General features: G+C 43.1%; 26 protein-coding genes. 18 read left to right on the top strand and 8 right to left on the bottom strand.

The genetic code is table 11. The features are described 5' to 3' along the window. Positions 1-32 precede the first annotated feature (32 nt). Positions 33-905 carry a hypothetical protein gene (locus CXF83_RS15315; RefSeq protein WP_101091520.1) on the bottom strand — a complete coding sequence of 291 codons (873 nt, stop codon included), beginning with the start codon at positions 903-905 and terminating at the stop codon, positions 33-35. 347 nt (positions 906-1,252) lie between these two features. Beyond that, positions 1,253-1,624: a diacylglycerol kinase gene (locus CXF83_RS15310; protein ID WP_101091521.1), complete on the bottom strand. Its 372-nt coding sequence runs from the start codon at positions 1,622-1,624 to the stop codon at positions 1,253-1,255. A 200-nt stretch (positions 1,625-1,824) separates the two neighbouring features. Between CXF83_RS15310 and CXF83_RS15305 the strand changes: the two genes are divergently transcribed. The 3 genes from CXF83_RS15305 (at position 1,825) to CXF83_RS15295 (ending at position 4,158) form a co-directional block, all read left to right on the top strand. Further along, positions 1,825-2,712 carry a DNA ligase gene (locus CXF83_RS15305; protein WP_101091522.1) on the top strand — a complete coding sequence of 296 codons (888 nt, stop codon included), beginning with the start codon at positions 1,825-1,827 and terminating at the stop codon, positions 2,710-2,712. Then, positions 2,678-3,259 (top strand): DUF1353 domain-containing protein, encoded by a 582-nt coding sequence (locus CXF83_RS15300; RefSeq protein WP_198553551.1) that lies wholly within the window; start codon positions 2,678-2,680, stop codon positions 3,257-3,259. Before CXF83_RS15305 ends, CXF83_RS15300 begins: the two co-directional genes overlap by 35 nt. A gap of 413 nt (positions 3,260-3,672) precedes the next feature. Next, positions 3,673-4,158, top strand: a complete 486-nt coding sequence (locus CXF83_RS15295; RefSeq protein ID WP_232775123.1) for a low molecular weight protein-tyrosine-phosphatase — start codon at positions 3,673-3,675, stop codon at positions 4,156-4,158. 43 nt (positions 4,159-4,201) lie between these two features. Here CXF83_RS15295 and ylqF read toward each other — a convergent pair whose 3' ends face one another. Both ylqF and CXF83_RS15285 read right to left on the bottom strand, forming a co-directional pair. After that, positions 4,202-5,140, bottom strand: coding sequence for a ribosome biogenesis GTPase YlqF (ylqF, locus tag CXF83_RS15290; protein ID WP_101091524.1), 939 nt, complete (start codon positions 5,138-5,140; stop codon positions 4,202-4,204). 106 nt (positions 5,141-5,246) lie between these two features. Beyond that, on the bottom strand, positions 5,247-6,086 hold the full coding sequence (locus tag CXF83_RS15285) for an isopenicillin N synthase family dioxygenase (RefSeq protein WP_101091525.1): 840 nt from the start codon (positions 6,084-6,086) through the stop codon (positions 5,247-5,249). A 385-nt stretch (positions 6,087-6,471) separates the two neighbouring features. On the opposite strand from CXF83_RS15285, the gene CXF83_RS15280 reads away from it, so the two are divergent. Next, the gene (locus CXF83_RS15280) at positions 6,472-7,386 is read left to right on the top strand and encodes a bifunctional methionine sulfoxide reductase B/A protein (protein ID WP_101091526.1); all 915 of its coding nucleotides are present in this window, start codon (positions 6,472-6,474) and stop codon (positions 7,384-7,386) included. Between the two features lie 71 nt (positions 7,387-7,457). Here the strand turns inward: CXF83_RS15280 and CXF83_RS15275 are convergent, their stop codons facing one another. Both CXF83_RS15275 and rne read right to left on the bottom strand, forming a co-directional pair. Then, on the bottom strand, positions 7,458-9,017 hold the full coding sequence (locus tag CXF83_RS15275; protein WP_101091527.1) for a SulP family inorganic anion transporter: 1,560 nt from the start codon (positions 9,015-9,017) through the stop codon (positions 7,458-7,460). Positions 9,018-9,146: 129 nt separating this feature from the next. After that, entirely contained in the window at positions 9,147-12,449 is a 3,303-nt protein-coding gene (gene rne, locus CXF83_RS15270) for a ribonuclease E (protein ID WP_101091528.1), read from the bottom strand. A 595-nt stretch (positions 12,450-13,044) separates the two neighbouring features. Between rne and rluC the strand changes: the two genes are divergently transcribed. Both rluC and CXF83_RS15260 read left to right on the top strand, forming a co-directional pair. After that, positions 13,045-14,004: a 23S rRNA pseudouridine(955/2504/2580) synthase RluC gene (gene rluC / locus CXF83_RS15265; RefSeq protein ID WP_101091529.1), complete on the top strand. Its 960-nt coding sequence runs from the start codon at positions 13,045-13,047 to the stop codon at positions 14,002-14,004. Next, a complete protein-coding gene (locus CXF83_RS15260) occupies positions 14,001-14,645 on the top strand; it encodes an HAD family hydrolase (RefSeq protein ID WP_101091530.1) in 645 nt (214 codons plus the stop codon). Before rluC ends, CXF83_RS15260 begins: the two co-directional genes overlap by 4 nt. A 210-nt stretch (positions 14,646-14,855) precedes the next feature. On the opposite strand, the gene CXF83_RS15255 is transcribed toward CXF83_RS15260, so the two are convergent. Continuing rightward, complete coding sequence (locus tag CXF83_RS15255; protein ID WP_101091531.1) at positions 14,856-15,437, bottom strand: Maf family protein; 582 nt, start codon at positions 15,435-15,437, stop codon at positions 14,856-14,858. A 262-nt stretch (positions 15,438-15,699) separates the two neighbouring features. On the opposite strand from CXF83_RS15255, the gene CXF83_RS15250 reads away from it, so the two are divergent. The 12 genes from CXF83_RS15250 to CXF83_RS15195 all read left to right on the top strand — a co-directional run bounded on the left by CXF83_RS15250 (position 15,700) and on the right by CXF83_RS15195 (position 24,942). Further along, the gene (locus tag CXF83_RS15250; protein WP_102039990.1) at positions 15,700-15,897 is read left to right on the top strand and encodes a hypothetical protein; all 198 of its coding nucleotides are present in this window, start codon (positions 15,700-15,702) and stop codon (positions 15,895-15,897) included. Positions 15,898-16,290: 393 nt separating this feature from the next. After that, the gene (gene yceD / locus CXF83_RS15245; RefSeq protein WP_101091533.1) at positions 16,291-16,815 is read left to right on the top strand and encodes a 23S rRNA accumulation protein YceD; all 525 of its coding nucleotides are present in this window, start codon (positions 16,291-16,293) and stop codon (positions 16,813-16,815) included. A gap of 17 nt (positions 16,816-16,832) precedes the next feature. Then, entirely contained in the window at positions 16,833-17,003 is a 171-nt protein-coding gene (gene rpmF / locus CXF83_RS15240; protein WP_012142966.1) for a 50S ribosomal protein L32, read from the top strand. Between the two features lie 14 nt (positions 17,004-17,017). Then, complete coding sequence (plsX, locus tag CXF83_RS15235; RefSeq protein ID WP_101091534.1) at positions 17,018-18,046, top strand: phosphate acyltransferase PlsX; 1,029 nt, start codon at positions 17,018-17,020, stop codon at positions 18,044-18,046. A gap of 10 nt (positions 18,047-18,056) precedes the next feature. Further along, positions 18,057-19,016: a beta-ketoacyl-ACP synthase III gene (locus CXF83_RS15230; RefSeq protein WP_101091535.1), complete on the top strand. Its 960-nt coding sequence runs from the start codon at positions 18,057-18,059 to the stop codon at positions 19,014-19,016. A gap of 44 nt (positions 19,017-19,060) precedes the next feature. Further along, positions 19,061-19,987, top strand: a complete 927-nt coding sequence (gene fabD, locus CXF83_RS15225) for an ACP S-malonyltransferase (protein ID WP_101091536.1) — start codon at positions 19,061-19,063, stop codon at positions 19,985-19,987. 9 nt (positions 19,988-19,996) lie between these two features. Then, positions 19,997-20,743 carry a 3-oxoacyl-ACP reductase FabG gene (gene fabG / locus CXF83_RS15220; protein WP_101091537.1) on the top strand — a complete coding sequence of 249 codons (747 nt, stop codon included), beginning with the start codon at positions 19,997-19,999 and terminating at the stop codon, positions 20,741-20,743. A 158-nt stretch (positions 20,744-20,901) separates the two neighbouring features. Next, complete coding sequence (acpP, locus tag CXF83_RS15215; protein WP_011496723.1) at positions 20,902-21,135, top strand: acyl carrier protein; 234 nt, start codon at positions 20,902-20,904, stop codon at positions 21,133-21,135. A 200-nt stretch (positions 21,136-21,335) separates the two neighbouring features. After that, positions 21,336-22,574 (top strand): beta-ketoacyl-ACP synthase II, encoded by a 1,239-nt coding sequence (gene fabF, locus CXF83_RS15210; RefSeq protein WP_101091538.1) that lies wholly within the window; start codon positions 21,336-21,338, stop codon positions 22,572-22,574. A gap of 212 nt (positions 22,575-22,786) precedes the next feature. Further along, positions 22,787-23,155: a hypothetical protein gene (locus CXF83_RS15205; protein WP_101091539.1), complete on the top strand. Its 369-nt coding sequence runs from the start codon at positions 22,787-22,789 to the stop codon at positions 23,153-23,155. 294 nt (positions 23,156-23,449) lie between these two features. Continuing rightward, positions 23,450-23,929: an acyl-CoA thioesterase gene (locus CXF83_RS15200; RefSeq protein ID WP_101091540.1), complete on the top strand. Its 480-nt coding sequence runs from the start codon at positions 23,450-23,452 to the stop codon at positions 23,927-23,929. Positions 23,930-24,066: 137 nt separating this feature from the next. Continuing rightward, positions 24,067-24,942, top strand: a complete 876-nt coding sequence (locus CXF83_RS15195; RefSeq protein ID WP_101091541.1) for an NAD(P)-dependent oxidoreductase — start codon at positions 24,067-24,069, stop codon at positions 24,940-24,942. Between the two features lie 77 nt (positions 24,943-25,019). Here the strand turns inward: CXF83_RS15195 and cdd are convergent, their stop codons facing one another. After that, positions 25,020-25,910 carry a cytidine deaminase gene (cdd, locus tag CXF83_RS15190; RefSeq protein ID WP_101091542.1) on the bottom strand — a complete coding sequence of 297 codons (891 nt, stop codon included), beginning with the start codon at positions 25,908-25,910 and terminating at the stop codon, positions 25,020-25,022. Positions 25,911-25,919: the final 9 nt, after the last annotated feature.

The following is a 25,919-nucleotide window of genomic DNA, read 5'->3' as shown; positions in this document are numbered from 1 at the left end:
CACAGAGGGAACTAAAATCAGTTTAATGATAATTAGAACTGATAGCTCACTGAAAGCATTGGTCCTGTAAAGCTGTAGTAAATATTGTAATCGGCAATTTTTAAATCAGTATTTTTTAAATTAGAGGTAAATTCCACGTCAACTTCATAATAGTTAAATGCAGCGGTCATATGCCAGTTATCAGTAATAGCCGCTTCGACACCGAGTCTAATATCGACTAAGCCGCCTTTTAATTCATCTAGCTTGATATAGAAATATTGTGCGTGTCCGCTGAACTTAAATCCAGGGTAAATTTCATAACTGCCATAGACACCGATATCAGGTAGGGGGGCAGTCAGCTTCTCATCAACAATTTTAGGAATGCTAATCGTGTCAGGGCAGCGAGTTTCAGTATCGACGTCACAGATCCCAATATCACCACTGAAAGCTGTTTTAATAAACATGGCATGCAAACCAATCGACACACCAACGTCGTAGTTATCACCTTGCCAAATATCATAGCCATAACCGATACGTGCAATATCGATATTTAGCGTGGTATCTAATGCAATTCCAGATTTGACATCATAAGTAATGTCATCCCAAGTAAATTGAAATGGCTTTTCGACCGACTGGACGAGTGCGTTACGGTGCAGCTGTTTCCAGTCTACATAAACATTGTGTCGTTCGTTAAATTGGTAAGTGAATTCAAAGAAGGGTAAAAATTGAGACTCTTCAAGCTTTAAGTCTTGTTCAAAATCGAGGGAGAAATTATTGCCCAGAAGAGGATCGTTAACATCAATACTTGAATCAGTATTTGCATAAAAACCACCCACGCGAATAATGGTATTATTCTCGGCTTTGACACTATAACTTGTCATCAAGGCCAATAACGTGGCTGTGATAAATGTGAAACTTTTAGACATTAAAAGTAACTCCGCAATCTTTTATAATTTTTATTTTTCGCATTTGAATCGAGTCAAGTGCTTAGAGATATTAGAAACAGCATAACAGCATATGTCAAAATGTGAATAAGTTGTTTCAAGATATGTGTAATTTGTTTGATCTGTTGCAGTAAAACTGTATTTTTAACTAGTTTTGGCGTGTTTTGTGGAGGAAATGACAGAAAGTGTACTAAACGTGACTTAACTCTGATGTGATTTTGCAGACGGTGGACGTGTTATAGGGGCTTATATTGGTCTCTATGGCACAAGATGCCCTTTCGCTAGCGAGATGTCGTTAACAGAAAGAGCATGTTTAACTGAAAAGAGCGTTATATAAATTTAGGCAATAAGATCAGCGCCCAGCTTAAGCCACAAAAAGCTAAGCTCATAAATACCGCTGCTGATGCAATATCTTTAGCTTGACCACTTAGTGGATGGATCTCGTCACTAATTCTGTCCACGACAGCTTCAATCGCTGAATTTAATAGCTCAACGATTAGCACCAAAAACAAACCAAAGATCAGTAAAATGCGCTCTACAGTGGTGACGTCAACTAATAGCGCTATAGGTAACATAATGATAGCGAGCATCAATTCTTGTCTGAATGCAGCTTCATGTTTCCACGCAAGTTTAAGGCCTTGCATCGAAAATCCAGTCGCTCTAATTACGCGTTTAATACCATGATTATTTGCAGGTTTCATATACTCTCATCTATGTACGATTATTTTTAATTTGAATTGATCCCAAAAATTGCGGCTCAGTATAGCACGTTAAAATTATGTGTTAATGCAAAAAAGCCCAGCGATAATTCAGCCATTTTGCTGATTGAATATCTCTTTTATGGGGCTAGGCTTTTTAAAAGAGAATGAGCGCGGTGCTTATTTAGTAATGCGAGTTGTTTATGACAAAAATCTACTGGCTAAGTTCAGAACTCAATTATTTGGTACGTCTTTGTTGTGGGGGATTGGCGTTTTTCTTTGTTGTGACTGCGGAGCTAACTGCAGCAGAAATGGCTAAACCGCAGATTCAACTAGCAAAAGAATATGAACAGCAGCGCATTACTAAATTATCTGATTACTTAATAAGTGAAAAACTCGATGGGGTAAGGGGCTATTGGAATGGCTCCGATATGTTGTCTCGTTCAGGCAGAGTCATCAATGTACCCAATTGGTTTGTTGAAGGTTTCCCAAACTACCCCATTGACGGCGAGCTATGGATTGATCGTAATCATTTCGAACAAGTCTCGGCTATTGTCCGCAAGAATAACGCCAGCAAAGCAGAGTGGCAGCAAGTCAGCTTTATGGTTTTTGATCTGCCAGCGGAAAGTATGCCTTTTATAGAACGATATGAAAAAGCACTGGCTGATTTATCACAGATTAGTCCCTACATTCACGTTATTGAGCAGTTCTCAATTGATGACCAAGCTGAATTAGATACAAGGCTTAATGTTATCGTTGAGGCAAATGGTGAAGGTTTGATGCTGCATCGAAAAACGGCGCATTACCAAATTGGGCGCAGTCATGACATTGTTAAATTAAAACCTGTTTACGACGCAGAAGCTGTTGTTTTAGCGCATCAGCAAGGGAAGGGTAAATACACTGGCATGATGGGGGCATTATTGGTTGAAAGTATGCAGGGAAAACGATTTAGTATTGGCAGCGGCTTTACTGATGAAGAGCGCCGCAATCCACCAAAGGTGGGTAGCATTATAACGTTTAAATACTACGGTAAAACACAAAAAGGCACCCCTAGATTTGCGAGTTTTTTGCGAGTTAGAGATCCATTTTAATTCACCGTTTCACCCTTTAATTAGCTGCAAGGCTATTTCTTTCTTACTGCTATTTCAGTATGTTATTCGCACTAATATTTTATATCTTACTGGCAAAACCTTAACTAGCAGTGTTAAAGGCAGCGAAGTGCATACTTGGGAGAAGGCATTGATTAAGTATAAGCAGCGTAGAAAATACAAATATAATCTACATTCAGAATTAATCTATGAGACAGGTCTGTCTGTTAAAGTGCCTATTGCCAATCTTTTTCTTGAGATCAACGCCAGCGGCCGCTTAATTATAAAGGCAGGTTACGCATGGGATGGGCCAAGTAGCCCGGCAATAGACAGCAAAAACTTTATGCAAGGTTCCTTAATTCATGACGCGTTATATCAGCTTATGAGAGATCAGGTGTTACCACCGTCGGATAGAAAACGGGTTGATGCAATCCTTAAAGAGGTGTGCTTGCAAGATGGCATGTCAGCATTTAGAGCATGGTATGTCTACCAAGGTGTGAGATTCGGGGGGGCAAAGTCGGCTGAGTCCGACCTTTTAAGTGCGCCGTAACAGGCGTGTTTATCAGCTAAGTTTATGCGGTGGTAAGCCCTTAGAGCTGTAGACACTTGATAGCGTTACCAAGTTTTATGGACAAATTTCACCTAAGTTTCTTGTATAGGAAATATGATGGTCGTCAATCCAGCGTCAGGTTCATTGGTGATTGGTAAACCGGGCATATAAAATTTGATTATGTTCATGAAAACCTAAATAACTAACATGGATTATTTATGAAGTTAGGCCGCATCATCACATGTAGATACTTGTATTAATCCTGCTAGGTATCGTCTAAGAATATCCTAAAAAAAGCACTTTCACTTCCCCTCAGTAAATTATACTTATGATACCTAGTGAGTTTCAAATTGGTTAGGATTAATAAGTCAACTTATAGTAAATTTGCGATAAACAGAATGGAAAACTCTCTAATGGCTATTAAAAGTGTACTGTTTGTATGTATGGGCAACATTTGTCGTTCACCATCGGCAGAGGCTATGTTCAGAGCACAGGTACAGCAGGCTAAGCTTGATATCAAGATTGAATCAGCAGGTACAATAGCTTATCACCAAGGTCACTCTCCTGATAAACGCTCAATTGCTGCAGGAGTTAAGCGTGGCTTATGCTTTGATGGCATGACTGCTAGACAGGTGAGGATTGACGACTTTAGTGCATTCGATCTTATTTTAGCGGCGGACAAGCAAAATCTTGATGATTTAACAGATATCTGCCCATCTCAATTCCAATCTAAACTTGGTCTTATTTTAGATTATTGTGAATTTTCTGCCGGGGCTATAGCTTATGATGAGGTGCCAGATCCTTATTATGGCGTTGGTGATGGTTTTGAATTAGTACTGGATCTGCTTGAGAACAGTTGTAGTCATCTCGTTGCTAGCATTAGAGATAACAACACATAAAAAAAGCGCCTTATTAAGCGCTTTTTAATATGTTTCTATCAGTCTAGTTAAATCGTTTGCCAGAGCGCTTTAAGCGTTCTTGTTCACGTTTAACTTCCTCTTTAGCTTCTTTCTCTGCAAGTATTCTGGCGACTTCTGCTTTTTCAATCTCTGCCATGGCAGGTGTTTCTAATGATAGCTGGCCAATTTTTCCTGACCGGAACTCATGCAACAGTAGTTCAGATACCTTGTGCAAGTCGATACGACCACCTGGGCGAAGTGCACCACGCTTACGGCCAATAGCCTCAAGTAACTCGATGTCAGTTTCTGGCAATTCCTTTAGCTTATAACGCTCTTTCATTGCTTCAGGGTAGGCTAGGAGAAAATACTCAGCGGCAAACATAGCAACATCTTCATATTCCATCGCGGTATCTTTAATGGCACCAGTCACGGCAAGTCGGTAACTGCTTCTTTCATTGTCGACTTTTGGCCACAAAATACCAGGGGTATCAGACAGCACAATACCATTACGTAAATTAATACGCTGTTGGATTTTGGTTACCGCAGGTTCATTACCTGTTTTAGCAATTGTACGGCCTGCCAGGGTGTTGATGATCGTGGATTTACCGACATTGGGGATCCCCATGATCATGGTACGAATATCTTTTTCAAGTTTGTCTCTACTCGGGACAAATTTACGGCAAAGGTCAGGAATTTTCTTGACTTGAGCTGCTTGTAAAGTGGTAATCGCCATCGCTTTAACACCTTGCTCTTGTTCAAGGTATTCAATCCAAGCTTGGGTCGTTACCGGATCGGCCAAATCTGATTTATTCAGTAGTTTGATACAAGGCTTATCACCTCGAAGCTTTTGCACCTCAGGATTTTCGCTGCTGTAAGGGATACGCGCATCGAGCACTTCAATAACTAAATCGATCTGAGGCATTACCTCTTCGATCTCTTTACGTGCTTTGTACATGTGTCCCGGATACCACTGAATTGCCATGTGCTTGCTCTACTATCAAATTACATTATTGGGGGGATTTTACCTTGTTAAGCTTATTTATAACAAACAAAAAGCGCGTAAAAGCGCTTTTTGAATGCAATAGAGGCTAAATTACGCCTAATTCTCGAAGGCGTTCCATTAAATAGCTATCCGCTGTGTAGTTCTCTGATAATTTCACTTCAGGATTAGGGTGTAAAAATAGCGGCAGAGAGACTCGAGCCTTGGTCACATCGCTGCCTTCTGGGTTAATAACCCTATGGCTAGTCGATGGGAAATAGCCACCTGATGCCTCTTGCAACATGTCACCGATGTTGATAATGATATTACCAAAGTCGCTTGGTACATCGATCCAAGAGTTGTCTTTTAGCTGAACTTGCAGACCCGGCTCGTTTGCGGCGGGGAGTACCGTCAGCAAATTGATGTCTTCGTGCGCTGCAGCGCGGATAGCACCCGCTTCTTCATTACCCGACATTGGCGGATAGTGTAGTACGCGTAAAAGTGTTTTTTGGCTGTCTTCTATCATTTTTGGTAACGCGATTGAGAACTTATCTTTCACTTCTGTTGGTGAATATAGCTCTACCCATTCAAGCAGTTCCGCCGCTAAGCTATTTGCGTGGTCATAATACTTTAAAATGTTGGCTTTTAGTTGCTCAGGAATACGTCCCCATGGATAGATATGGTAATACTCTTTGATATCTTTAACGGTGTGGCCTTTGGCTGTTTCCGAGATATCCGCAGGGAAAAATCCATCTTGTGTTTCAGGTTTAAATAGAAATTGTCTTTTTTCGTCGGTATTAAAGAACGCTTGCCACTCGGTGTAGATATCTTCGACGAGTTGTTTGTCGATTGGGTGGTTACTTAAAACACCAAAGCCAGTGTCACGCAGTGATTTTACAAATTTTTCTGCACTGCCAGTCGCTCTATAATCAATTGTCTCTAAAATCATATTGTCTATTCTTATTTTTAGTTAGCCCGGGGCAAGTTTAGCGGCGCGGATACCGCGACGCAAACGTTAGTGATTTAGATCACATCGGTTATTGTTTACCAAGATGAATAGTGTTGCTGAGATAGACATTAATACAATAGATATTAGAGTGTTATCAATTAACACTGCTGAGTATTATACGGCTAAAAAAATTAATGTTTTTTGTTAAGTAAGCAACATTCACGCTGTTCTGTGGCATTATTGGCTAGAATATAGAACGGGTGTTGATTTATCGGATATACAAATTGCGCCGTAAAATGGCCGATTAGTGATGGTATATGAAAGCATTTGGTTGGATCTATGGTCTATGTGGATCAAGATATAAAATATAGATAGAGTCGTTATCATGCATAAACTGACAGAAATTGAAAAACAAGTCATAGAGCAAAAAGGCACTGAAAGACCTTTTAGCGGAGAGTATTATCAGCACGAAGCTGAAGGAACTTATTGTTGTAAGAAATGCGATGCGCCTTTGTACAACTCAGACAGTAAGTTTAATGCCCATTGTGGTTGGCCAGCCTTTGATGATGAAATTAGCGGCGCGGTAAAACGCAATATTGATGCTGATGGTCAACGTGTTGAAATCGTCTGTGCACAGTGTGATGGACATTTAGGCCATGTATTTGAAGGGGAGTTTCTCACTCCTAAGAATGTCAGACACTGTGTTAATTCGGTATCAATGACCTTTAAGTCTGCATCGGCCACGCCTATCGTTGAAAAACAGTATGAATTAGCCACCTTTGGTGGCGGTTGTTTTTGGTGTACTGAAGCGGTTTTTACGCCTTTAAAAGGCGTTAATAGTGTTGTTTCAGGTTATGCCGGAGGTGATGCTGATGATGCCAATTACAGGGCGGTCTGCAGTGGCATGACAAGGCATGCTGAGGTCGTGCATATTGAGTTTGATCCAAAGATTATTAGCTACGACAACCTGTTAGCCGTATTTTGGCAAAGCCATGATCCAACTACGTTAAACAGGCAAGGAAACGATAGCGGGCCACAGTATCGCTCCGTTGTGTTTATTCATAGTGAGAAGCAGGCTGAAATTGCTAACGGCATGATTGCTACGATGACTGATGCGGGCGTATGGCAAAACCCGATAGTGACTGAAGTCTCAGCTTTTAATGGTTTTTTTGCTGCTGAAGATGGTCATAAAGACTATTTTGAACTTAATGGTGAGCAACCTTATTGTCAAATCATCGTTAAACCTAAAGTCGATAAAGTAAAAGTACTCTTTGCAGAGTTAATGAAAGATAAGTCGTGAAATAGGCAGTCAATCGCAGACAAAAAAAGACGAGCTATTTAGCTCGTCTTTTTTATTGCTGATGTAAACTGTTATGAATCGAGTTTATCGTCAGCGACTTTATAGTGAGGATCTTCAATCAAGTTAACTTCAACTAAATCACCTGCTTTATGCAGTAACTCTTTACAGTCATTACTGAGATGACGTAAATGCAGTTTCTTACCTTCACTGACATAACGCTCAGCTAAGGTATCGATAGCATCAAGTGCAGAGTGGTCACAAACGCGAGAGTTCTGGAAGTCGACTATCACATCTTCAGGATCTGTTTTAGCAGGGAAGAGGTCTAAAAACTCAGCAACTGAACCGAAAAACAGTGGACCATTTAGCTTATAAACTTTCCAGCCATTTTTATCTTCACTGATCTCTACGTTGATATGTTTTGCATGTTCCCATGCAAAGACTAATGCCGACACAATAACACCAACAAACACAGCAAATGCTAAATCAGTGAATACTGTCACGATTGTCACTAGGATAATCACAAACGCATCGTGTTTAGGGACTTTGCGCATGACTTTAAAGCTAGCCCATTCAAATGTACCTAACACCACCATGAACATCACACCAACAAGTGCTGCAAGCGGGATCATTTCTATTAATGATGAGCCGAACAAGATAAAGGCAAGTAGGGCTAGTGCTGCCGAGATCCCTGATAGACGACCACGGCCGCCAGAGTTAATGTTGATCATTGATTGACCAATCATCGCGCAACCACCCATAGCACCAAAGAAACCACTAGTGATGTTACCAACACCTTGACCAATACACTCTTTGTTACCACGACCACGAGTACCTGTCATTTCATCGATAACGGTCAATGTTAATAGCGACTCAATCAGGCCTACAGCGGCCAGAATAAGTGAGTAAGGTAGAATGATGTAAAGGGTTGCTAAACTAAACTCAACAGCCGGTATAGAGAAAGTGGGTAAGCTACCCGCGATTGTTGCGTGTTCATCACCGCTCATTGATTTCAGAAAATCCAATACGGTACGCGTGTCTAGATTTAAGAAGGTTACTAGCAAAGTCACGGTTAGAATGGCAGCAAGTGATGATGGGATCGCGGTCGTTAGTTTTGGCAAAAACTGAATGATTGCCATGGTAACAGCCACAAGACCTAACATCAGTATCAGTTGGTCTTGAGGTAACCAGCTCATAACACCATTAACGTCAGGTGTTTGAAATTGCCCTAGCTGTGCTAAGAAAATAACAATCGCTAAGCCATTCACAAAACCTATCATGACTGGGTAGGGCACAATACGGATAAATTTACCGAGCTTAAGAACACCGGCAGAGACTTGAATGAGACCGGCGAGTACAACAGCGGCAAAAAGGTATGGCACGCCATGTTCGGCAACGAGTGCCACCATAACAACAGCCATAGCGCCAGTAGCACCAGAAATCATACCTGGGCGGCCACCAATAACGGCAGTGATCAATCCCATGATAAAGGCGGCATATAAACCGACCATAGGTTCAACACCCGCTACGAATGCAAATGCTACCGCTTCTGGTACTAAAGCAAGGGCGACGGTTAAGCCTGAAAGTAAGTCAGCTCTTGAACTGGCCGTTTTGTGACGAATGAGATCGAACATTTAACCTCTGTTAACAGTTTGTTGAATAGGAATAAGTCTGGGCGCGCATACTATCAAAATTCACGTTGTTTTAAAATAAAAAAGCCATGCTCTTCAGCATGGCTTTTTTGTCGCGAGTCTAAATCTAGATTAGGTGCGAGTCATATCCGAGTTAGCACTGTTTGAAACTCTTGATTTTACTTCATCATTTTGTTCAGAGGTTTCATATTGGCGACCAGCTGGGGTCTCTATGTTCTCTCTAACGTTAACAACGGGCTTTGTCGTATCAGACATCACCATTGAACCAAAACGACTTGCTGGCTTAGCTTTAGCAACAGGCTTTACTTCTATTGCCGCAGGCTGTGTAACCGCTTCGACTTCAACCGCTTTGCTTTCAGTAGGCTTAATGGCTACTGGTTTTGCCATTGGTGCAGATACAGTCTTTGAGGTAACAGTAGCTTCTACAGGTTTTACTGCAATAGCGGTTTTAACAGGCTCAGGCGTTACAACTGGGCTAGGCTCTTGTTTTACTTCTACCGTAACCGCTGGTGCAGCCTTAGCAACAACAGGTGCTTCAACCACGTTAGCTGTAGGAGCAGGAGCTTTAACTTCAGTCGCAGGCTTATAAGCCGGTGATGTATTCATCGCTGATGAACTTGCTACTGAGTTAGTTTTAGCTTTTACAGTTTCAGTTTCAGTTTCAGCTTCAACTGCGACAGGCTCAGCTTTTACTGTTTCGGCTTTAACTGCGACAGGTTCAGCTTTTACTGTTTCGGCTTTAACTGCGACAGGCTCAGCTTTTACTGTTTCTGCTTTAACTGCGACAGGTTCAGCTTTTACTGCGACTTCTACAGGAGCAGCTTCAACTTTAGGCTCATTAACTTTAGCAACAGGTGCTTCTTCGTGAGTTTCATAAGCTTGAGCAGACGTTGCAACTTCGACCATGTCATTTGGTGTAAATGCTGGAGTCTCAGAGGTGTTTTCATCTTCATCGCGACGACGACGTTGGCCTGCGGCACGAAGGTGACGGGGACTACGACGGCTTCTACGCTGACCTTCTCGAGGTTCACGTGATTTATCATCTGTTGCATCTTCAGTTTGATCAATAGCAACTGACTCAGCAGTTTCAATCGGTGTTGAAACAACTTCAGTCTTAGGCGTTGTATCTGTCGCTGTGTTGGTTTCAACAACATTTGCGACTTCAACGTTAGCCACTACTGCAACAGCGTCATCAGTTGCTTCAGTATTTTCTACTGTTTCAACTTTAGCTCTTGGCTTACGAGGCTGGCGCTTAGGACGAGCGGGCTTATCATCTGCAACTGCTTGTGTTTGAACAGGCTCTTCAGCTTGAGCTACCACTGCTTTAGTTTCTTCTTGCTCGTTACTGACGCGAACTTTACGGCGCATGTTACGACGTTGACGACGCTCACGTGCTGCTTCTTGCTTAGGCTCGACAGTTTCGGTGCTAGTTGTTTCTACGGCCTTACGTGGCTTTTCGCTACGTTGTGGACGTTTAGTCTCTTCTTGCACTTTTGCTTGGTTTTCATTAGCGTCACTGCGATTGCTCTTAGTACGCGTATCTTTACCTTGCTCACTGTCACTACGACCTTCATTGCGGCCTTCGTTACGACCTTCATTGCGGTTGCGGCGAGGGTCGTTGCGACGGTTATTGCTATTGCGACGATTATTGTTACGTGCTTGACCATTGCGGCTTGTTTTATCTTGCTGCTTAGGTTCAACCTTTACTTCTTCACTGCTACTAAAAAGTGAGCCGATTGCGGCTGCAATTTTAGCAAATAAACCGGGCTCAGCTGGTTTCACTGGCGCGGGTTTAGCTTCTGCAGGTGTAGGCGCTGCTATTTGTGGCGTTGAGAAACCTTTCAGTGCTGGCTGTGGTGGCGCAGCTCTTTCAAGTTTACGAGGCTCGTAAAGCTTAGCTTCTTCTTGCTCAAGCAATTTATAGCTAGATTCGCTGATTTGGTCATCTTTACGATGACGTACAACGCGATAATCAGGTGTGGTCATGTTTGGATCTGGGATCACATACACTTCAACATTGTGACGTTCTTCGGTGATACGAATTGCTTTACGCTTTTCGTTCAATAGGAACGCAGCAACATCAACAGGAACAATTGCCTCAATTTGCGATGTGTTTTCTTTGATGGCTTCTTCTTCCATCAAACGCAAAATTGAAAGGGCAAGTGACTCAGTACCGCGAACGGTGCCTTGTCCATGACAACGTGGACAAAGGTGAGCTGCTGACTCTTCTAGAGAAGGACGCAAACGTTGGCGTGACATCTCCATCAAACCAAAGCGTGATATACGGCCTAATTGGACGCGTGCTCGGTCATGATGAACAGCATCTTGCATACGCTTTTCAACTTCACGTTGATTGCGAACAGGGGTCATATCGATGAAATCGATGACCACTAAACCACCTAAATCACGTAGACGTAATTGACGTGCAATTTCGTCGGCCGCTTCTAGGTTAGTGTTTAGCGCAGTCTCTTCAATATCGCCGCCCTTAGTGGCACGGGCAGAGTTAATATCAATAGAGGTTAATGCTTCTGTTGGGTCGATAACAATCGAACCGCCAGAGGGTAAGCGAACTTCACGTTGGAAGGCCGATTCAATTTGAGTCTCGATTTGGAAATGCGTGAATAGTGGCACTTCAGCGTCATAACGCTTAATACGCTCAACAAAGTCAGGACGTACTAACGAAACGTGCTCTTTAGCTTCTTCATAAATACGTGGGTGATCGATTAGGATCTCACCAACGTCACGACGTAAATAGTCGCGGATAGCACGAACAATAACGTTGCTTTCTTGGTGGATTAAGAAAGGAGCCGGCGCACTTTCAGCCGATTCTTTAATTGCAGCCCAGTGATGTTGCAGAACTTTTAGGTCCCACTTCAATTCAGTTGGCTCTTTTCCTACGCCCGCAGTACGGACGATGAGGCCCATACCTTGTGGGATATCAAGTTCAGAAAGTGCTGCTTTTAACTCAGTACGTTCGTCACCCTCGATACGACGAGAAATACCGCCAGCCCTTGGGTTATTTGGCATTAATACAAGATAAGAACCCGCAAGACTGATAAAGGTTGTGAGTGCAGCGCCTTTGTTGCCACGCTCCTCTTTATCAATTTGAATAATAACTTCTTGGCCTTCTTTTATGACTTCCTTAATATTAGGACGGCCTTGGAAAGAGTAACCTTTTGGGAAATATTCGCGTGCGATCTCTTTTAAAGGGAGAAAGCCATGGCGGTCGGCACCATAGTCAACAAAAGCAGCTTCTAAAGACGGCTCTACTCGAGTGATCGTCCCTTTATAGATATTTGATTTCTTTTGTTCGTGACCTGGGCTTTCAATATCTAGATCGTATAATTGTTGCCCATCAACTAGGGCTACGCGCAACTCTTCAGATTGAGTTGCATTGATTAACATCCGTTTCATGATGATTTAATTCTTCTTTATAAAGGTCATCAAACGATACTTATTTCACTGCATTACGGGCCTAGGATTAAAAAACAGGACCTCACGGTCGGTCTCTAGGCAAGGTGCGCATTGCTGTTAGACGCATTCTCTGCGTGTCGCATCCTATTTATGGCTTATTTTTTAATGTTTACAAAAACAAGGAATTCGTTGTAAAACGTCAACCAACCCCATAAATTCTTAAATACTTTCCGGTAATGCCAATTCGAAATGGTAGCGTCTGACGACGAGTTAAAATTATTCTTCGAAATTGGGGCGTTTAAAGCAGAGAAACCAGTTGTAAGTTGGGATTACGTTTTGATTTAGTCGTGAAGGTCCATTTATTGACCTTTTGATTGATACAACGACCTGTAAATCAATTATTTACTATCAAACTGTAAACATTTTTAGTCTCATGCTTTAACGTGATGCATGGGGGATTTGTGAACACTTTATCCACTGGTTATCCCCGTTAGCGAGAGAAATATAGCAATAATAGATAAAATCAGCAATTGAAAAGGCACAATTCTTTTCACTTGTTGTACAATATGCACAACGAAACACATAGCGGCGCAGCATGAATACTCCATCTCCTAAAGTAGAAGTTCGAATGGTTACCATCGATGAAGACCATACCGGACAGCGTATCGATAATTATTTGTTAACTAAATTAAAAGGCGTTCCTAAAAGTATGATCTATCGGATTGTACGTAAAGGGGAGGTGAGAGTTAATAAGAAACGCATTAAACCTGAGTACAAATTACAAGATGGAGATATCGTGCGTATCCCGCCTATGCGTGTCTCTGATTCGAGTGAACGTCCTGGGCCGTCAGCTAAATTAACGAAAGTCTCGCAGTTAGAAGACCGTATTATCTACGAAGATAAATTCATTATTGTACTGAATAAACCATCAGGTATCGCAGTACATGGTGGCAGTGGTGTTGATTTTGGTGTTATTGAAGCAATGCGCTCGTTACGCACTCAGCAGAAGTTTTTAGAACTGGTTCATCGCTTAGATAAAGACACTTCAGGCCTGTTGCTCATTGCCAAGAAACGCAGTGCGCTAAAACATCTACATGATCAACTTAGATCTAAGAAGATGCAAAAAGATTACCTAGCGCTTGTTAGAGGTGAGTGGCAAAAGCATGATAAGGCAGTCAAAGCACCGTTATTAAAACTAACGCTTAAATCTGGTGAACGCATTGTTAGAGTCAATAAAGAGGGTAAAGAGTGTGAAACCCGCTTTAAGATCATGCAACGTTATAGTGATGCAACGCTTGTTCAAGCAAGTCCTATCACGGGTCGAACTCATCAAATTCGTGTGCATTGTCAATATGCGGGTCACCCTATAGCATGTGATGAAAAGTACAGCGAACAGAAATTTGATGACTCGATGCGTGTCCACGGATTGAATAGACTCTTTTTACACGCTGCTCAGCTTAGGTTTATTCATCCTGACACTGAAGAGATGATGGAAGTAAAAGCGCCAATGGATCCTATTCTAGAATCAACGCTAGCCAAGCTTAAAAAAGCATGAAGTCATACGAACTCGTCATTTTTGATTGGGATGGAACCTTAATGGACTCCATCAGTAAAATCGTGGCCTGTATGCAACAGATGGCCGATTCTCTATCTTTAGTTAAGCCAAGCGAAAACGCTATTCGTGATATTATTGGTTTATCTATGGATGAAGCGCTTAAGACGCTTTACCCATTGTTGGGGCAAGCTAACTTTGCGCCAATGATAGCCTCGTATAAAGAGCATTACTTAACGCTAAACACCACTCCGAGCCCATTGTTTGCGGATAGTGAAACGTTACTAAAGCAGCTATCGGCGAGAAACTATCGTATGGCCGTGGCGACAGGTAAGGGTAGAAATGGTTTAAATCGCGTTTTAGCCGAAACAGGTTTGGGTCATCATTTTGAATCTAGCCGCTGCGCTGATGAATCAAAAAGTAAGCCTAATCCTGACATGCTGCTCGAGTTGTTAAAAGAGCTTAATGTTGCGCCTGAACGTGCGGTGATGGTCGGTGACTCTTTGCATGATTTGAACATGGCAAATAACGCTGGCATTGATGCGGTAGGCGTTAGCTACGGTGCTCATAGCCACGACAAACTGATTTTAGCGCAGCCCAAAGCCATTATCGCTACGCCGTTAGCGCTGTTGAGCGTGCTATAAGTTATTCATATGCTTAACGCTAAACCGCGTTAACGCTCGTAGGACGACAGTGCCGCGGTCTCGTCAATCCAAATTGGTGACTCGCCACTGTCCATCCTTGTCATTATATTTATCTCAGTTGCTGCAGCTTGCACGCTTTTGACGACTTTCTTTCATATTCACTCCCTCGCGTCATGAGCATACTCATCTAGTCTCGGCAGACATTGTCATTTACAACACATCTATCCCTTGTAGGTGCAATAAATCGATGAGAGAGATTAACGGCAGACCGACTAATGTGTTGGGGTCTTTACCTTCTAAGCGTTCAAATAGTGCAATACCCAAACCTTCACATTTAAAGCTACCAGCACAATAAAAAGGTTGTTCAATATCGACATAACGGCTAATGGCTTCAGGGGTGAGCGTCCTAAAGTGGACAATGAAGGGTTCGACGATAGCTTCAACCTGACCGCTTTCTACATCGTGTAGCGCCAGTCCTGTATAGAAGGTGATGGATTGACCGCTCGATTGTGACAGTTGTTGTATTGCGGTTTCACGATTAAGTGGTTTGCCAATAATCTGATTATTGATGACTGCTACTTGATCAGAACCAATTACGACACCCTTGGTATATTTGGCTGCGCCTGCCGCCGCTTTAAGCTTGGATAGCCTAAGAACTAAGTCTTTTGGGGATTCGTTGTTTAAAGGTGTTTCATCGACTTCAGGAGAGCAGCAGCTAAAGGGCAAGTTGAGCTTATTTAGGAGCTGCTTTCGAAATGGAGATGTGGAGGCCAATATAAGCGCTTTTGACATGGTTTAACCTTAGAGTTGGCAATCGAGATACTTTTATAGATAAGTATTTTCGCTAAAGATGAATGGCATTAGCAAGTCATTATTGTACTCAACGCCTTTTTTATCTTTTACAAGACGACATCAATGGATGATGGCCTTACTTCTATTTTACGTAATAATATCTATTGATAGGGTAAATTGATGTCAACAGGTAATGTTCAGCCGTTATACAGGTGTTGGTGAATACCATGCAGTCGCAGAAGACATTCACTTGGAGATAAATATGTTTAAGCTATGGGTCGCGATTCTAATTATGCTCAGCGTTGTGGTGCATTTAAGTGGTGACGTGAGTCGACCACTTTATCCCACCATTTTATTTGCCATGGTATTGGGCGCTGTGGCGAGAGAAGGGATAGCAATGCTTGATCATATTATCGTTAGTTGGGTATCAAGGGCTGGCTCGGCGGTTAAGTCATACTAAGATTGGTTAGCGAAAATCATTTTGTACCAAGTGTTTATTTTTATTAACCAGTGCTAATCGCTAACGTTGCGAGTCGTGCGACGATTTTACTTGCCGTTTATCCGAAGAGGGGGGAGCACAAACGGCATCAAACGGACCTAATGCTTAGCCGAAGGGGTATTAATCGGATGCGAAAATAGCTCGATAGTAGCGCTGTTATCACAAATTTTGCGCCTTCGATGGATTTACGAACACTTAAACGCATTTACCGCTGAAATTTAATGTCATGCGCCTTGGGTTTCTTGTACAATGCGGTTACCTAACAACTCACTTAGCTGAATCCATCGGCGGTTAATCACCTTGGAAGAATAAGGGTGTTGACTTCTGCTAAAATTCACCTAAAATGCGCGCCTTATGCAAACAGTAAAGATACCGGTTTCAATTGATCCCGTTCGCGCTTCCGCTAGCCAACTTTCGTATGAAGGTTTGGTGCCCGGTAAGCAGTTAAAGCGATTAAATGAATTATGTGCCGGCGACTGTTCTGATGTGGCAGTGTCGCTTGAATGTGGCGTAGATATACAGGGGATAGTCTACCTTAACGGGAAGGCTGTGACGGAGCTCACTCTGGATTGTCAACGTTGTATGACACTATTTACCACTGAGGTTACGGTCGAGTTTAGTTTTGGTCTTTGTAAGACTGAAGCTGAAATCGATGAGCTCCCGGATGTGTATGAGCCTATTGAGTGCAATGAAATTGGCGAAGTGCGTCTACATCAATTGATCGAAGATGAATTGATAATCGCTATGCCTTTGATTGCCATGCATGAGAATGAAGATTGTCATCAAGGTAAACAAGACGTAGTTGTAGGCGAGATCGAACCCGCTCAAGAGGAGCGTCCAAATCCGTTTGCAGTGTTAGAAAAACTGAAGAGCAAGTAATCTAGGAGACAGGTCCAATGGCTGTACAAAAGAACAAAAAATCTCGTTCAAAGCGCGGAATGCGTCGTTCACATGATTCATTGAGCACGCCTCAATTGTCTGTGGATTCAACGAGTGGTGAACTACACCTTCGTCACAATGTGACTGCGGATGGTTTTTACCGTGGTCAAAAGGTTATCAACAAGTAATTGTTGAGACCCTGATGACAAATCTGACGCTTGCGTTAGATGCGATGGGGGGCGACTTTGGTCCCCGCATCACAGTGCCTGCAACTTTGCAGGCACTTCGCTTAAACCCCCTCTTAAAAGTCATACTCGTGGGCGATCAAGTCCAGATAGACAAATATCTTGTATCTGCTGAACCAGCAGTTAAAAATCGTATTGAGATTAAACATACAACCGAAGTGGTTACTATGTCCGATCGACCTGTCCATGCCTTAAGAAATCGTAAGCAAAGTTCTATGCGTCTCGCAATAGAATTAGTGCGTGACGGTAAAGCACAAGCTTGCTTGAGCGCGGGTAATACAGGTGCGTTAATGGCGATGTCCAAAGTACTGCTTAAGACTTTGCCCGGCATTGACCGCCCAGCACTTGTTACTTGTTTACCTGCGGTAAATAATACGCCTGTTTATTTATTAGACTTAGGTGCAAACGTATCTTGCGATTCAGAAACTTTACTCCAATTTGCGGTGATGGGCTCAGTGCTGAGTGAAACGGTTGATAAAACGGTTTCGCCAAAGGTGGCTTTGCTCAATGTCGGTATTGAAGAGATTAAAGGTAATGACCAGGTTCAGCAGGCAGGTCAACTACTGCAACAAATTCCTCAAGTGAACTACACTGGTTTTATTGAAGGTGATGAGATCTATTCGGGTAATGTCGATGTGATCGTGTGTGATGGTTTTGTCGGCAATATTACGTTAAAAACGTCGGAAGGTATTGCAAGGCTACTCATTCATCAGTTGAAAAAAGGCCTGTCTGATGGTTTTTTTGTACGTATTCTCGCCAAAATTATAGCGCCACGCATTCATTCTTTGTTAGATCAGATGAACCCCGACCACTACAATGGCGCAAGTCTGATAGGATTGCGCGGAATTGTAGTAAAAAGTCATGGGTGTGCAGATGAAACTGCTTTTTTACAAGCAATAAGCTTGGCAGTAACAGAAGCACAACGTCGACTCCCTCAGATGATCGAAGACCGTCTAGAGTCGATTCTTTTAGATATTAATAGCTGATAAATTTCTTATGCATACAAAAATTCTCGGTACTGGTAGTTATCTACCGGTACAAGTGCGCAGTAATCAAGATCTAGAGAAAATGGTGGAAACCACCGACCAATGGATCGTTGATCGCACAGGTATTTCAGAGCGTCGAATCGCTGCAGCAGAAGAAACTGTTGCGACGATGGGGTATCAAGCTGCATTAAAAGCCATCGAAATGGCCGGTATTGATGCAACTGAAATCGATATGATTGTTTGTGGCACCACTAGTGCGAGCAATGCTTTCCCCGCCGCGGCTTGTGAAATTCAAGCGATGCTTGGAATTCATACTATTCCGGCATTTGATATTGCAGCAGCATGCTCTGGTTTTGTTTACGCATTATCGGTTGCTGACCAATATGTAAAATCGGGTGCGGCGCGCAATGTGTTGGTTATCGGTGCCGATGTATTATCTCGTTTGTGTAAACCTGAAGACCGTTCGACTATCATTCTATTTGGCGATGGTGCCGGCGCAGCAGTATTAAGTGCATCCACAGAACCTGGTATTATTTCAACGCATATTTATGCTGACGGCCGTCAAGCTGACTTGTTAAAGTGTTCTATTCCATCGCGTAAAGGGGATGATTCAGAAGAGCTTGGGTACATGACGATGAAAGGTAACGACGTGTTTAAGGTTGCCGTTACGCAACTGTCCCATGTTGTCACTGAAACATTGCGTCAAAATAATATTGAAAAGTCTGATATTGATTGGCTGGTGCCACATCAGGCTAATTTTAGAATTATCAAAGCGACCGCAAAGAAATTGGACATGAGTCTTGATAAAGTCGTACTGACTTTAGCAAAGCATGGTAATACATCCGCTGCGTCAGTGCCGATTGCCTTAGATGAAGCCGTGAGAGATGGGCGTATCCAACGTGGTCAAATGATTTTGCTTGAAGCCTTCGGTGCAGGATTTGCCTGGGGAAGTGCTTTAGTTCGGTTCTAACAGCCGTATTAACGGTAAGACGTCAATTTTAAAGGTAGATTAATATGGAAAATACAGCTTTTGTATTCCCAGGACAGGGTTCACAGGCATTAGGAATGTTGGCAGAACTTGCCGAATCTCAACCGATTATAGGTGAGACATTTGCTCAAGCAAGCAACGTTCTAGGTTATGACCTTTGGGAACTCGTTCAACAAGGTCCGGTTGAAGCGCTGAATCAAACCGATAAAACTCAGCCAGCGTTATTAGCGGCGAGTGTTGCAATTTATCGCGCTTATGCAGCCTCGGGTAAAAGTTTGCCAAAGGTGATGGCTGGCCATAGTCTGGGTGAATACTCAGCACTCGTGTGTGCTGGTGTGATGGGTTTTGAAGCGGCAATTAAATTGGTTGAGCTACGTGGTCAGCTAATGCAACAAGCGGTTCCAGCAGGCACTGGCGCCATGTTTGCCATAATCGGTTTAGACAATGACGCTATCGCAACTGCGTGCGCAGAAGCTGCTCAAGGCGAAGTCGTTAGCCCTGTTAATTATAATAGCCCCGGTCAAGTCGTGATTGCGGGTGAAAAAGCAGCCGTAGAACGCGCTGCGGCAATATGTAAAGAAAACGGTGCCAAAATGGCCGTTGCGCTACCAGTGAGTGTACCTTCACATTGCCAATTGATGAAACCTGCTGCAGATAAACTTGCAATAGCACTAATTGATATTGAATTCAGCATACCTTCAGTAAAAGTGATCAATAATGTTGATGTCGCAAGCCCTAATGCAGCACAAGAGATTAAAGCTGCATTGGTTCGCCAGTTATATTGTCCAGTCAGATGGTCGGAAACTGTAGAGCTAATGGCCGAGCAGGGTATCACCGATTTGTTTGAAATTGGTCCAGGAAAAGTACTGACTGGGCTTAGTAAGCGTATCAATCGCTCACTAACAGCAAAAGCAATTAACGATGTTGCGTCATTCGCGGCATTGACCGAATAAGGAAATCTAATGAGTATAAGTTTTGATCTGACTGGCAAAGTTGCCCTTGTAACAGGCGCTAGCCGTGGTATTGGTCGTGCAGTAGCTGAGACTCTAGTGTCTGCTGGTGCTGTGGTAATAGGGACAGCAACAAGTGAACGTGGCGCAGAAGCTATTCAAGCCTATTTAGGTGATAATGGTCATGGTCTTGTTTTAAACGTTACTGACGGCGACTCGGTTAAAGCCTTGTTCAGCACAATTAAAGAAAAAGCTGGCGATGTTGATATTTTAGTTAACAACGCAGGCATTACTCGTGATAATTTATTGATGCGAATGAAGGACGATGAGTGGCAAGATATTATTGACACTAACCTAACTTCGATATTTCGCACTTCAAAAGCGGTCATGAGACCTATGATGAAAAAACGTCATGGACGCATCATCAATATTGGCTCTGTGGTAGGCACCATGGGCAATGCAGGCCAAACTAACTACTCTGCTGCTAAAGCAGGTTTGATCGGATTTACAAAATCTCTTGCAAGAGAGGTTGCATCTCGTCAAATAACAGTTAATGCTATTGCTCCTGGATTTATCCAGACAGACATGACAGATGAGCTGACGGAAGAGCAGCAACAAGCTATTATGTCTAGAGTGCCAATGGAAAGACTTGGTCAGGCGCAGGAAATTGCTAACGCAGTCCTCTTTTTAGCGTCCGACTCTGCCGCTTACATCACTGGAGAGACTCTCCATGTGAACGGTGGAATGTACATGGTTTAAGTGAATGACGGGCTATTACCTCTTTCGAGAGGTGATCTGCATCAAACGTGAGCCCATTTTGTGGTTAGACCACAAAAGTTAAGCTTGCAATGTCTGTCAAATTCAATAAACTACTCGCAATCTTACGCAAGTGCGTAATTTGAATAGGAAAGAAAACAATGAGCAACATCGAAGAACGTGTAAAGAAAATCATCATCGAGCAACTAGGTGTTAAAGAAGAAGACGTTAAATCAGCAGCATCTTTCGTTGACGATTTAGGTGCCGATTCTCTAGACACTGTTGAATTGGTTATGGCTCTAGAAGAAGAGTTTGATACCGAGATCCCTGATGAAGAAGCAGAAAAGATCACTACTGTTCAAGCAGCGATCGATTACGTTTCTAAGAATCAGTAATCTAGAATTTCTGAAAACAGGCGGCATTTATGCCGCCTGTTTTTGTTTGTAAAAGCCGCTGGTTGATGTAAGTCTTTAAGCAATAATGTCCTCGCTTCCGCTTCAATACACCAATCAGACCTGGCTCGTGAAGGTATTGGTAGTTCAAACTCTTTAGTACTATCATAACAATTCATTTTTAATTAGATAAAGGTGATAGCGTGTCTAAACGTCGTGTCGTCGTAACTGGCTTAGGCCTAGTTAGCCCTGTGGGCAATACTGTAGATTCAACTTGGAAAGCACTGGTTTCCGGTAAAAGTGGTATCGCACCAATAACCAAATTTGATGCTAGCGAGTTCACTACTCGTTTTAGCGGTTCTGTTAAAGACTTTGACGTTGAACAGTACATGTCACGTAAAGATGCCCGTAAGATGGATCTGTTTATCCAATACGGTATGGCTGCTGGCATACAAGCTGTAGAAGATTCAGGTTTAGAGATGGACAAGGTTGATCCTGGACGTGTAGGCACCGCTATTGGTGCGGGCATGGGCGGATTACCTTTGATTGAGAAAAATCACAGCGCTTTATTGAAAGGTGGACCGCGTAAAGTGTCGCCATTTTTTGTGCCAAGCACCATCATTAATATGATATCAGGTCACCTATCGATTAAATACGGCATGACAGGCCCTAACTTCGCGGTGACAACCGCTTGTACTACAGGTGTGCATAATATTGGTTTTGCGGCGCGTACAATCGCGTATGGCGACGCTGATGTTATGGTTGCAGGTGGCGCTGAAGATGCTACTTGTCCATTAGCGGTTGCAGGTTTTGGCTCTGCCAAAGCGCTTTCTACCCGTAACGATGATCCACTGGCGGCTAGCCGACCTTGGGACAAAGACCGTGATGGATTTGTCATTGGCGATGGTGCTGGTGTCATGGTCATGGAAGAATACGAACACGCCAAAGCACGTGGTGCAACCATATACGGTGAACTTGTCGGGTTCGGTATGAGTGGCGATGCGTTCCATATGACGTCACCTCCAAGTGATGGTGCAGGCGCTGCAGCGGCAATGGCGAATGCGATTAATGATGCTAAAATTGGTCGTGAAGCTATCGGCTACATTAATGCCCATGGTACATCGACCCCTACAGGCGATAGAGCGGAGGCTGCAGCGGTAAAGTCGACGTTTGGTGCTCATGCATACGACTTAGCTGTTAGCTCGACTAAATCAATGACAGGGCATCTTTTGGGTGCGGCAGGATCTGTTGAAGCTATCGTTACTTTGTTAGCACTTCGAGATCAGGTTATTCCGCCAACATTGAATTTAGATAATCCAGATGAAGGCTGTGATTTGGACTTTGTTCCTCATACCGCACGTGACTGTAAATTTGAGTATGGTCTCTGTAACTCGTTTGGATTTGGTGGCACTAACGGCTCGTTACTGTTTAAGAAAATCTAGCCACAACCACTCATTATTAAAGCGCCTCTATGGCGCTTTTTTTATGGAAATCATTTTTTAAACCTCAAATAATATGCTTTATCCTCGTTAGATTAACTTTGTATATTTCACAGGTTAACCTTGGTTCATCTTGCCACTCTAAACTGGTATAACCACTTATTGAGGCAGATACTAGTTACATAGCGTTAAACATCATATTTGAGGTTGAAAAATTGATAAATCCACTTGTGATCCCGATCATGCCGGTATTGGGAGTACTCACTGCAAACTTAAATGAACTCATCAGAGGAGAGGTGGTTAATTTGCACCCTAAGCTCATGATCGGGATTAAAACATTTAATGCAGCAGCGGCAGGTTTTGCCTTTATCTGGTTTGCCTTATTGGTGACTGCGATTTCTATCAGTGACCAATACAGTGCTCTTACCGGTGCACTTATCATCGGTCTATTTCTGCTGGGTATTGCGATATATGGGATATTTAAAGGGGCGAAGTTTTTAAGTGCTAGCACTCAAGTATGGATCTATCGTTTGGCATTGCCGCTGATGGCGCTGGGATCATATTTGGTGGTTCACTTTGGATAGAAACAACCAGTCTATTGAATTACTGAGCTATGTAGAGCGGCCCCAAAGCTTTGAAATCTAATTTGACAGTTGAGTCAATGGTACAGGCACCGTCAGAGCGACAACACTGAGATATAAGCGGTTGGAAGCTGGGCACGCCCTCATGTTGAGCATTATGATTAGCAAAACCTAATGACTGGCTTCGAAGATTTGACTTTCCTATGAGCTTACAAGTATGTATTGCCATTGGCATAATGTGTTGCTAAGTGAAAAGGTGTAAACTAAAGCTATAAATTACTATGTATTGAGGTCGATATGGCAGGAACCGATAGACAGCTCACGTTACGATTTTTAGCAGAACCTGCAGACGTTAATTTTGGTGGTAAAGTCCACGGCGGCGCGGTAATGAAATGGATTGATCTCGCGGGTTACGCTTGCGCTGCGGGTTGGAGTGGTAAATATTGCATTACGGCTTATGCTGGCGGAATTCGTTTTGTTAAGCCTATTCATGTTGGGAATATCGTCGAGGTCACTGCTAAAGTCATTTATACTGGTAGAACGTCAATGCATTTAGGGATCGACGTAAAAGCAGGCGATCCAAAGGAGTCTGAAAGGCATCTTACAACGCATTGTGTGTTGATTATGGTTGCGGTTGACGATGCTGGACAGCCAACACAGGTTCCTGAGTGGGTTCCGAGCACTGATGCTGATATTGAATTGCGTGAGTCTGCCGTGCGGTTAATGGATATGCGCAAAAAAATTGGTGCAGAAATGGCAGCGCACGTGACTTTATAGGGTTAAGTCTGACTATAAGAATAGAAAGCTAGCATTTTGCTGGCTTTTTTATTATCTGCGAGAGACTGTTTTGTTCGCGCTAAGCGCAGTAGAATGCCTTTAAACAACATAAAATAACCCTACAAATAGGAATAATAATGGCTAAAGTTGCATTCATCGGTTTAGGTGTGATGGGTTATCCCATGGCGGGTCATCTGGTCAAAAATGGTCATGATGTGACGGTATATAATCGTACTGAGTTTAAAGCTAAGGCTTGGTGTGACGAGTTTTCAGGACAATATTATTCCACTCCCAAAGCGGCAGCAGAAGGCCAAGATATTGTATTTATTTGTGTTGGCAATGATGCTGACTTACGACAAGTAACACTTGAGGCAGAGGGAGTGTTAGCCGGTATGAAACCTGGCGCTATCCTCGTTGACCACACCACGGCTTCTGCAGACGTTGCAAGGGAGGTTGGAGCAGCGGCAAGCAAAATTGAAGTTGGCTTCATCGATGCACCAGTCTCTGGTGGGCAAGCCGGTGCTGAAAAAGGTGTACTGACGGTTATGGCCGGTGGTGCAGAAACAACTTTTGATAGCGTTAAACCTGTCATTGACTCCTATGCACGCTGTGCGGAGCGACTTGGTGACGTGGGTGCCGGGCAATTGACCAAAATGGTGAATCAAATCTGTATCGCTGGCGTGGTACAAGGACTCGCTGAAGGTCTGCATTTTGCTCGTAGCGCGGGTTTAGACGGTGAAAAAGTGGTTGAAGTGATCAGTAAAGGTGCTGCGCAATCGTGGCAGATGGAAAATCGTTATCAAACAATGTGGCAGGGCGAGTATAACTTTGGTTTTGCGGTTGACTGGATGCGCAAGGACTTAGGCATTGCACTAGATGAAGCACGTAGCAATGGTTCTCACTTGCCGCTAACCGCGCTGGTCGATCAATTTTATTCGGAAGTACAGTCGATGGGAGGTAATCGTTGGGATACCTCTGGTTTACTGGCAAAGCTTGAAAAAAACAGACGTTAATTTATTGAGTATAAAAAAATGGACTGCTTTTGCAGTCCATTTTAATTTAAGCTAAGAATAACACGCAAGTATATGCGTTATTCAGGCTCAACAACGATATGTTCAAGTTCTACAGCGGCAACTGCGTGTAGCGCATCCATTGTTGCACCCACTAATGAAACCACGCCTTTAGCGGACTCGATAAGTACAGCACGGTTAATGTCACTGAAATCACGATTGTGACGCGCCATAGTCGACAAGGCCATTTGCATTGGTAACATCGATGGGTTAAATGCAGCGTTTTCTGCATAACGGCCACAAAAAGTAGCGCCATCTTTCGTTTCTAATACCACAGCAGCATAATTTTTAGTGTACGGAGCGTAACTCAGGCCTGCATGATCTACAGCCTCAATAATCATCGGATCGGCAGAATCAAGCGTTAGCGTATGCTGCTGTTTGGTTAGCAAGGGCTCTGTGATATTCAGATCGCTCGGACCAAAGGCATAGGGTAGATAATGGGACAGAGGTAGCATTTTTTGTTCAGGAAGGTGGATGTTCACTTTCTGGCCTTCAACCAGCTCATTCATAAATTGGCGACAGTGGCCACATGGTGAGAAGTTGACGATGACATCTTCAATTTGCCGTTCACCACTTAGCCAAGCATGGCTAATCGCGCTCTGCTCTGCGTGCACAGAATGAAACAGCGCTTCACCAGCAAGTTCAAGGTTGGCACCCATATAGATGTCACCACTTTTGCCTTTAGCAATAGCGCCAACATAAAAGTTACTGATAGGTACTCTTGCAAGTGCTGCTGCAATAGGTAATAAGGCAAGCAGTAATGCTTGTTCTTCCATCTGGGTTGCTGTTTTCAATTCATTAAGTTGCTGAGCATCGATATGCCCAGTAAAGTCTTTATCTAGAATCGGTACAAGTGCCTTAGCCAGAGACTCTGGTAAATTAGCTATGCTTTTTAAAAATCGGTCTTGCATACGCTACTG

Origin of the sequence: Shewanella sp. Choline-02u-19 (assembly GCF_002836205.1) — a bacterium.
GTDB lineage: Bacteria > Pseudomonadota > Gammaproteobacteria > Enterobacterales > Shewanellaceae > Shewanella.
This window is presented reverse-complemented; position numbering and strand designations above follow the sequence as displayed.

Excerpts from the sequence above, each read along its gene's own strand:
- CXF83_RS15230 (WP_101091535.1), top strand. The coding sequence starts at position 18,057 with ATGCATACAAAAATTCTCGGTACTGGTAGTTATCTACCGGTACAAGTG.
- CXF83_RS15310 (WP_101091521.1), bottom strand. The coding sequence starts at position 1,624 with ATGAAACCTGCAAATAATCATGGTATTAAACGCGTAATTAGAGCGACT.
- fabG (WP_101091537.1), top strand. The coding sequence starts at position 19,997 with ATGAGTATAAGTTTTGATCTGACTGGCAAAGTTGCCCTTGTAACAGGC.
- yceD (WP_101091533.1), top strand. The coding sequence starts at position 16,291 with ATGCAAACAGTAAAGATACCGGTTTCAATTGATCCCGTTCGCGCTTCC.
- CXF83_RS15195 (WP_101091541.1), top strand. The coding sequence starts at position 24,067 with ATGGCTAAAGTTGCATTCATCGGTTTAGGTGTGATGGGTTATCCCATG.
- acpP (WP_011496723.1), top strand. The coding sequence starts at position 20,902 with ATGAGCAACATCGAAGAACGTGTAAAGAAAATCATCATCGAGCAACTA.
- CXF83_RS15250 (WP_102039990.1), top strand. The coding sequence starts at position 15,700 with ATGTTTAAGCTATGGGTCGCGATTCTAATTATGCTCAGCGTTGTGGTG.
- CXF83_RS15255 (WP_101091531.1), bottom strand. The coding sequence starts at position 15,437 with ATGTCAAAAGCGCTTATATTGGCCTCCACATCTCCATTTCGAAAGCAG.
- CXF83_RS15315 (WP_101091520.1), bottom strand. The coding sequence starts at position 905 with ATGTCTAAAAGTTTCACATTTATCACAGCCACGTTATTGGCCTTGATG.
- CXF83_RS15295 (WP_232775123.1), top strand. The coding sequence starts at position 3,673 with ATGGCTATTAAAAGTGTACTGTTTGTATGTATGGGCAACATTTGTCGT.
- CXF83_RS15260 (WP_101091530.1), top strand. The coding sequence starts at position 14,001 with ATGAAGTCATACGAACTCGTCATTTTTGATTGGGATGGAACCTTAATG.
- CXF83_RS15280 (WP_101091526.1), top strand. The coding sequence starts at position 6,472 with ATGCATAAACTGACAGAAATTGAAAAACAAGTCATAGAGCAAAAAGGC.
- rluC (WP_101091529.1), top strand. The coding sequence starts at position 13,045 with ATGAATACTCCATCTCCTAAAGTAGAAGTTCGAATGGTTACCATCGAT.
- CXF83_RS15275 (WP_101091527.1), bottom strand. The coding sequence starts at position 9,017 with ATGTTCGATCTCATTCGTCACAAAACGGCCAGTTCAAGAGCTGACTTA.
- CXF83_RS15200 (WP_101091540.1), top strand. The coding sequence starts at position 23,450 with ATGGCAGGAACCGATAGACAGCTCACGTTACGATTTTTAGCAGAACCT.
- CXF83_RS15305 (WP_101091522.1), top strand. The coding sequence starts at position 1,825 with ATGACAAAAATCTACTGGCTAAGTTCAGAACTCAATTATTTGGTACGT.
- plsX (WP_101091534.1), top strand. The coding sequence starts at position 17,018 with ATGACAAATCTGACGCTTGCGTTAGATGCGATGGGGGGCGACTTTGGT.
- rpmF (WP_012142966.1), top strand. The coding sequence starts at position 16,833 with ATGGCTGTACAAAAGAACAAAAAATCTCGTTCAAAGCGCGGAATGCGT.
- CXF83_RS15285 (WP_101091525.1), bottom strand. The coding sequence starts at position 6,086 with ATGATTTTAGAGACAATTGATTATAGAGCGACTGGCAGTGCAGAAAAA.
- ylqF (WP_101091524.1), bottom strand. The coding sequence starts at position 5,140 with ATGGCAATTCAGTGGTATCCGGGACACATGTACAAAGCACGTAAAGAG.
- cdd (WP_101091542.1), bottom strand. The coding sequence starts at position 25,910 with ATGCAAGACCGATTTTTAAAAAGCATAGCTAATTTACCAGAGTCTCTG.
- rne (WP_101091528.1), bottom strand. The coding sequence starts at position 12,449 with ATGAAACGGATGTTAATCAATGCAACTCAATCTGAAGAGTTGCGCGTA.
- fabD (WP_101091536.1), top strand. The coding sequence starts at position 19,061 with ATGGAAAATACAGCTTTTGTATTCCCAGGACAGGGTTCACAGGCATTA.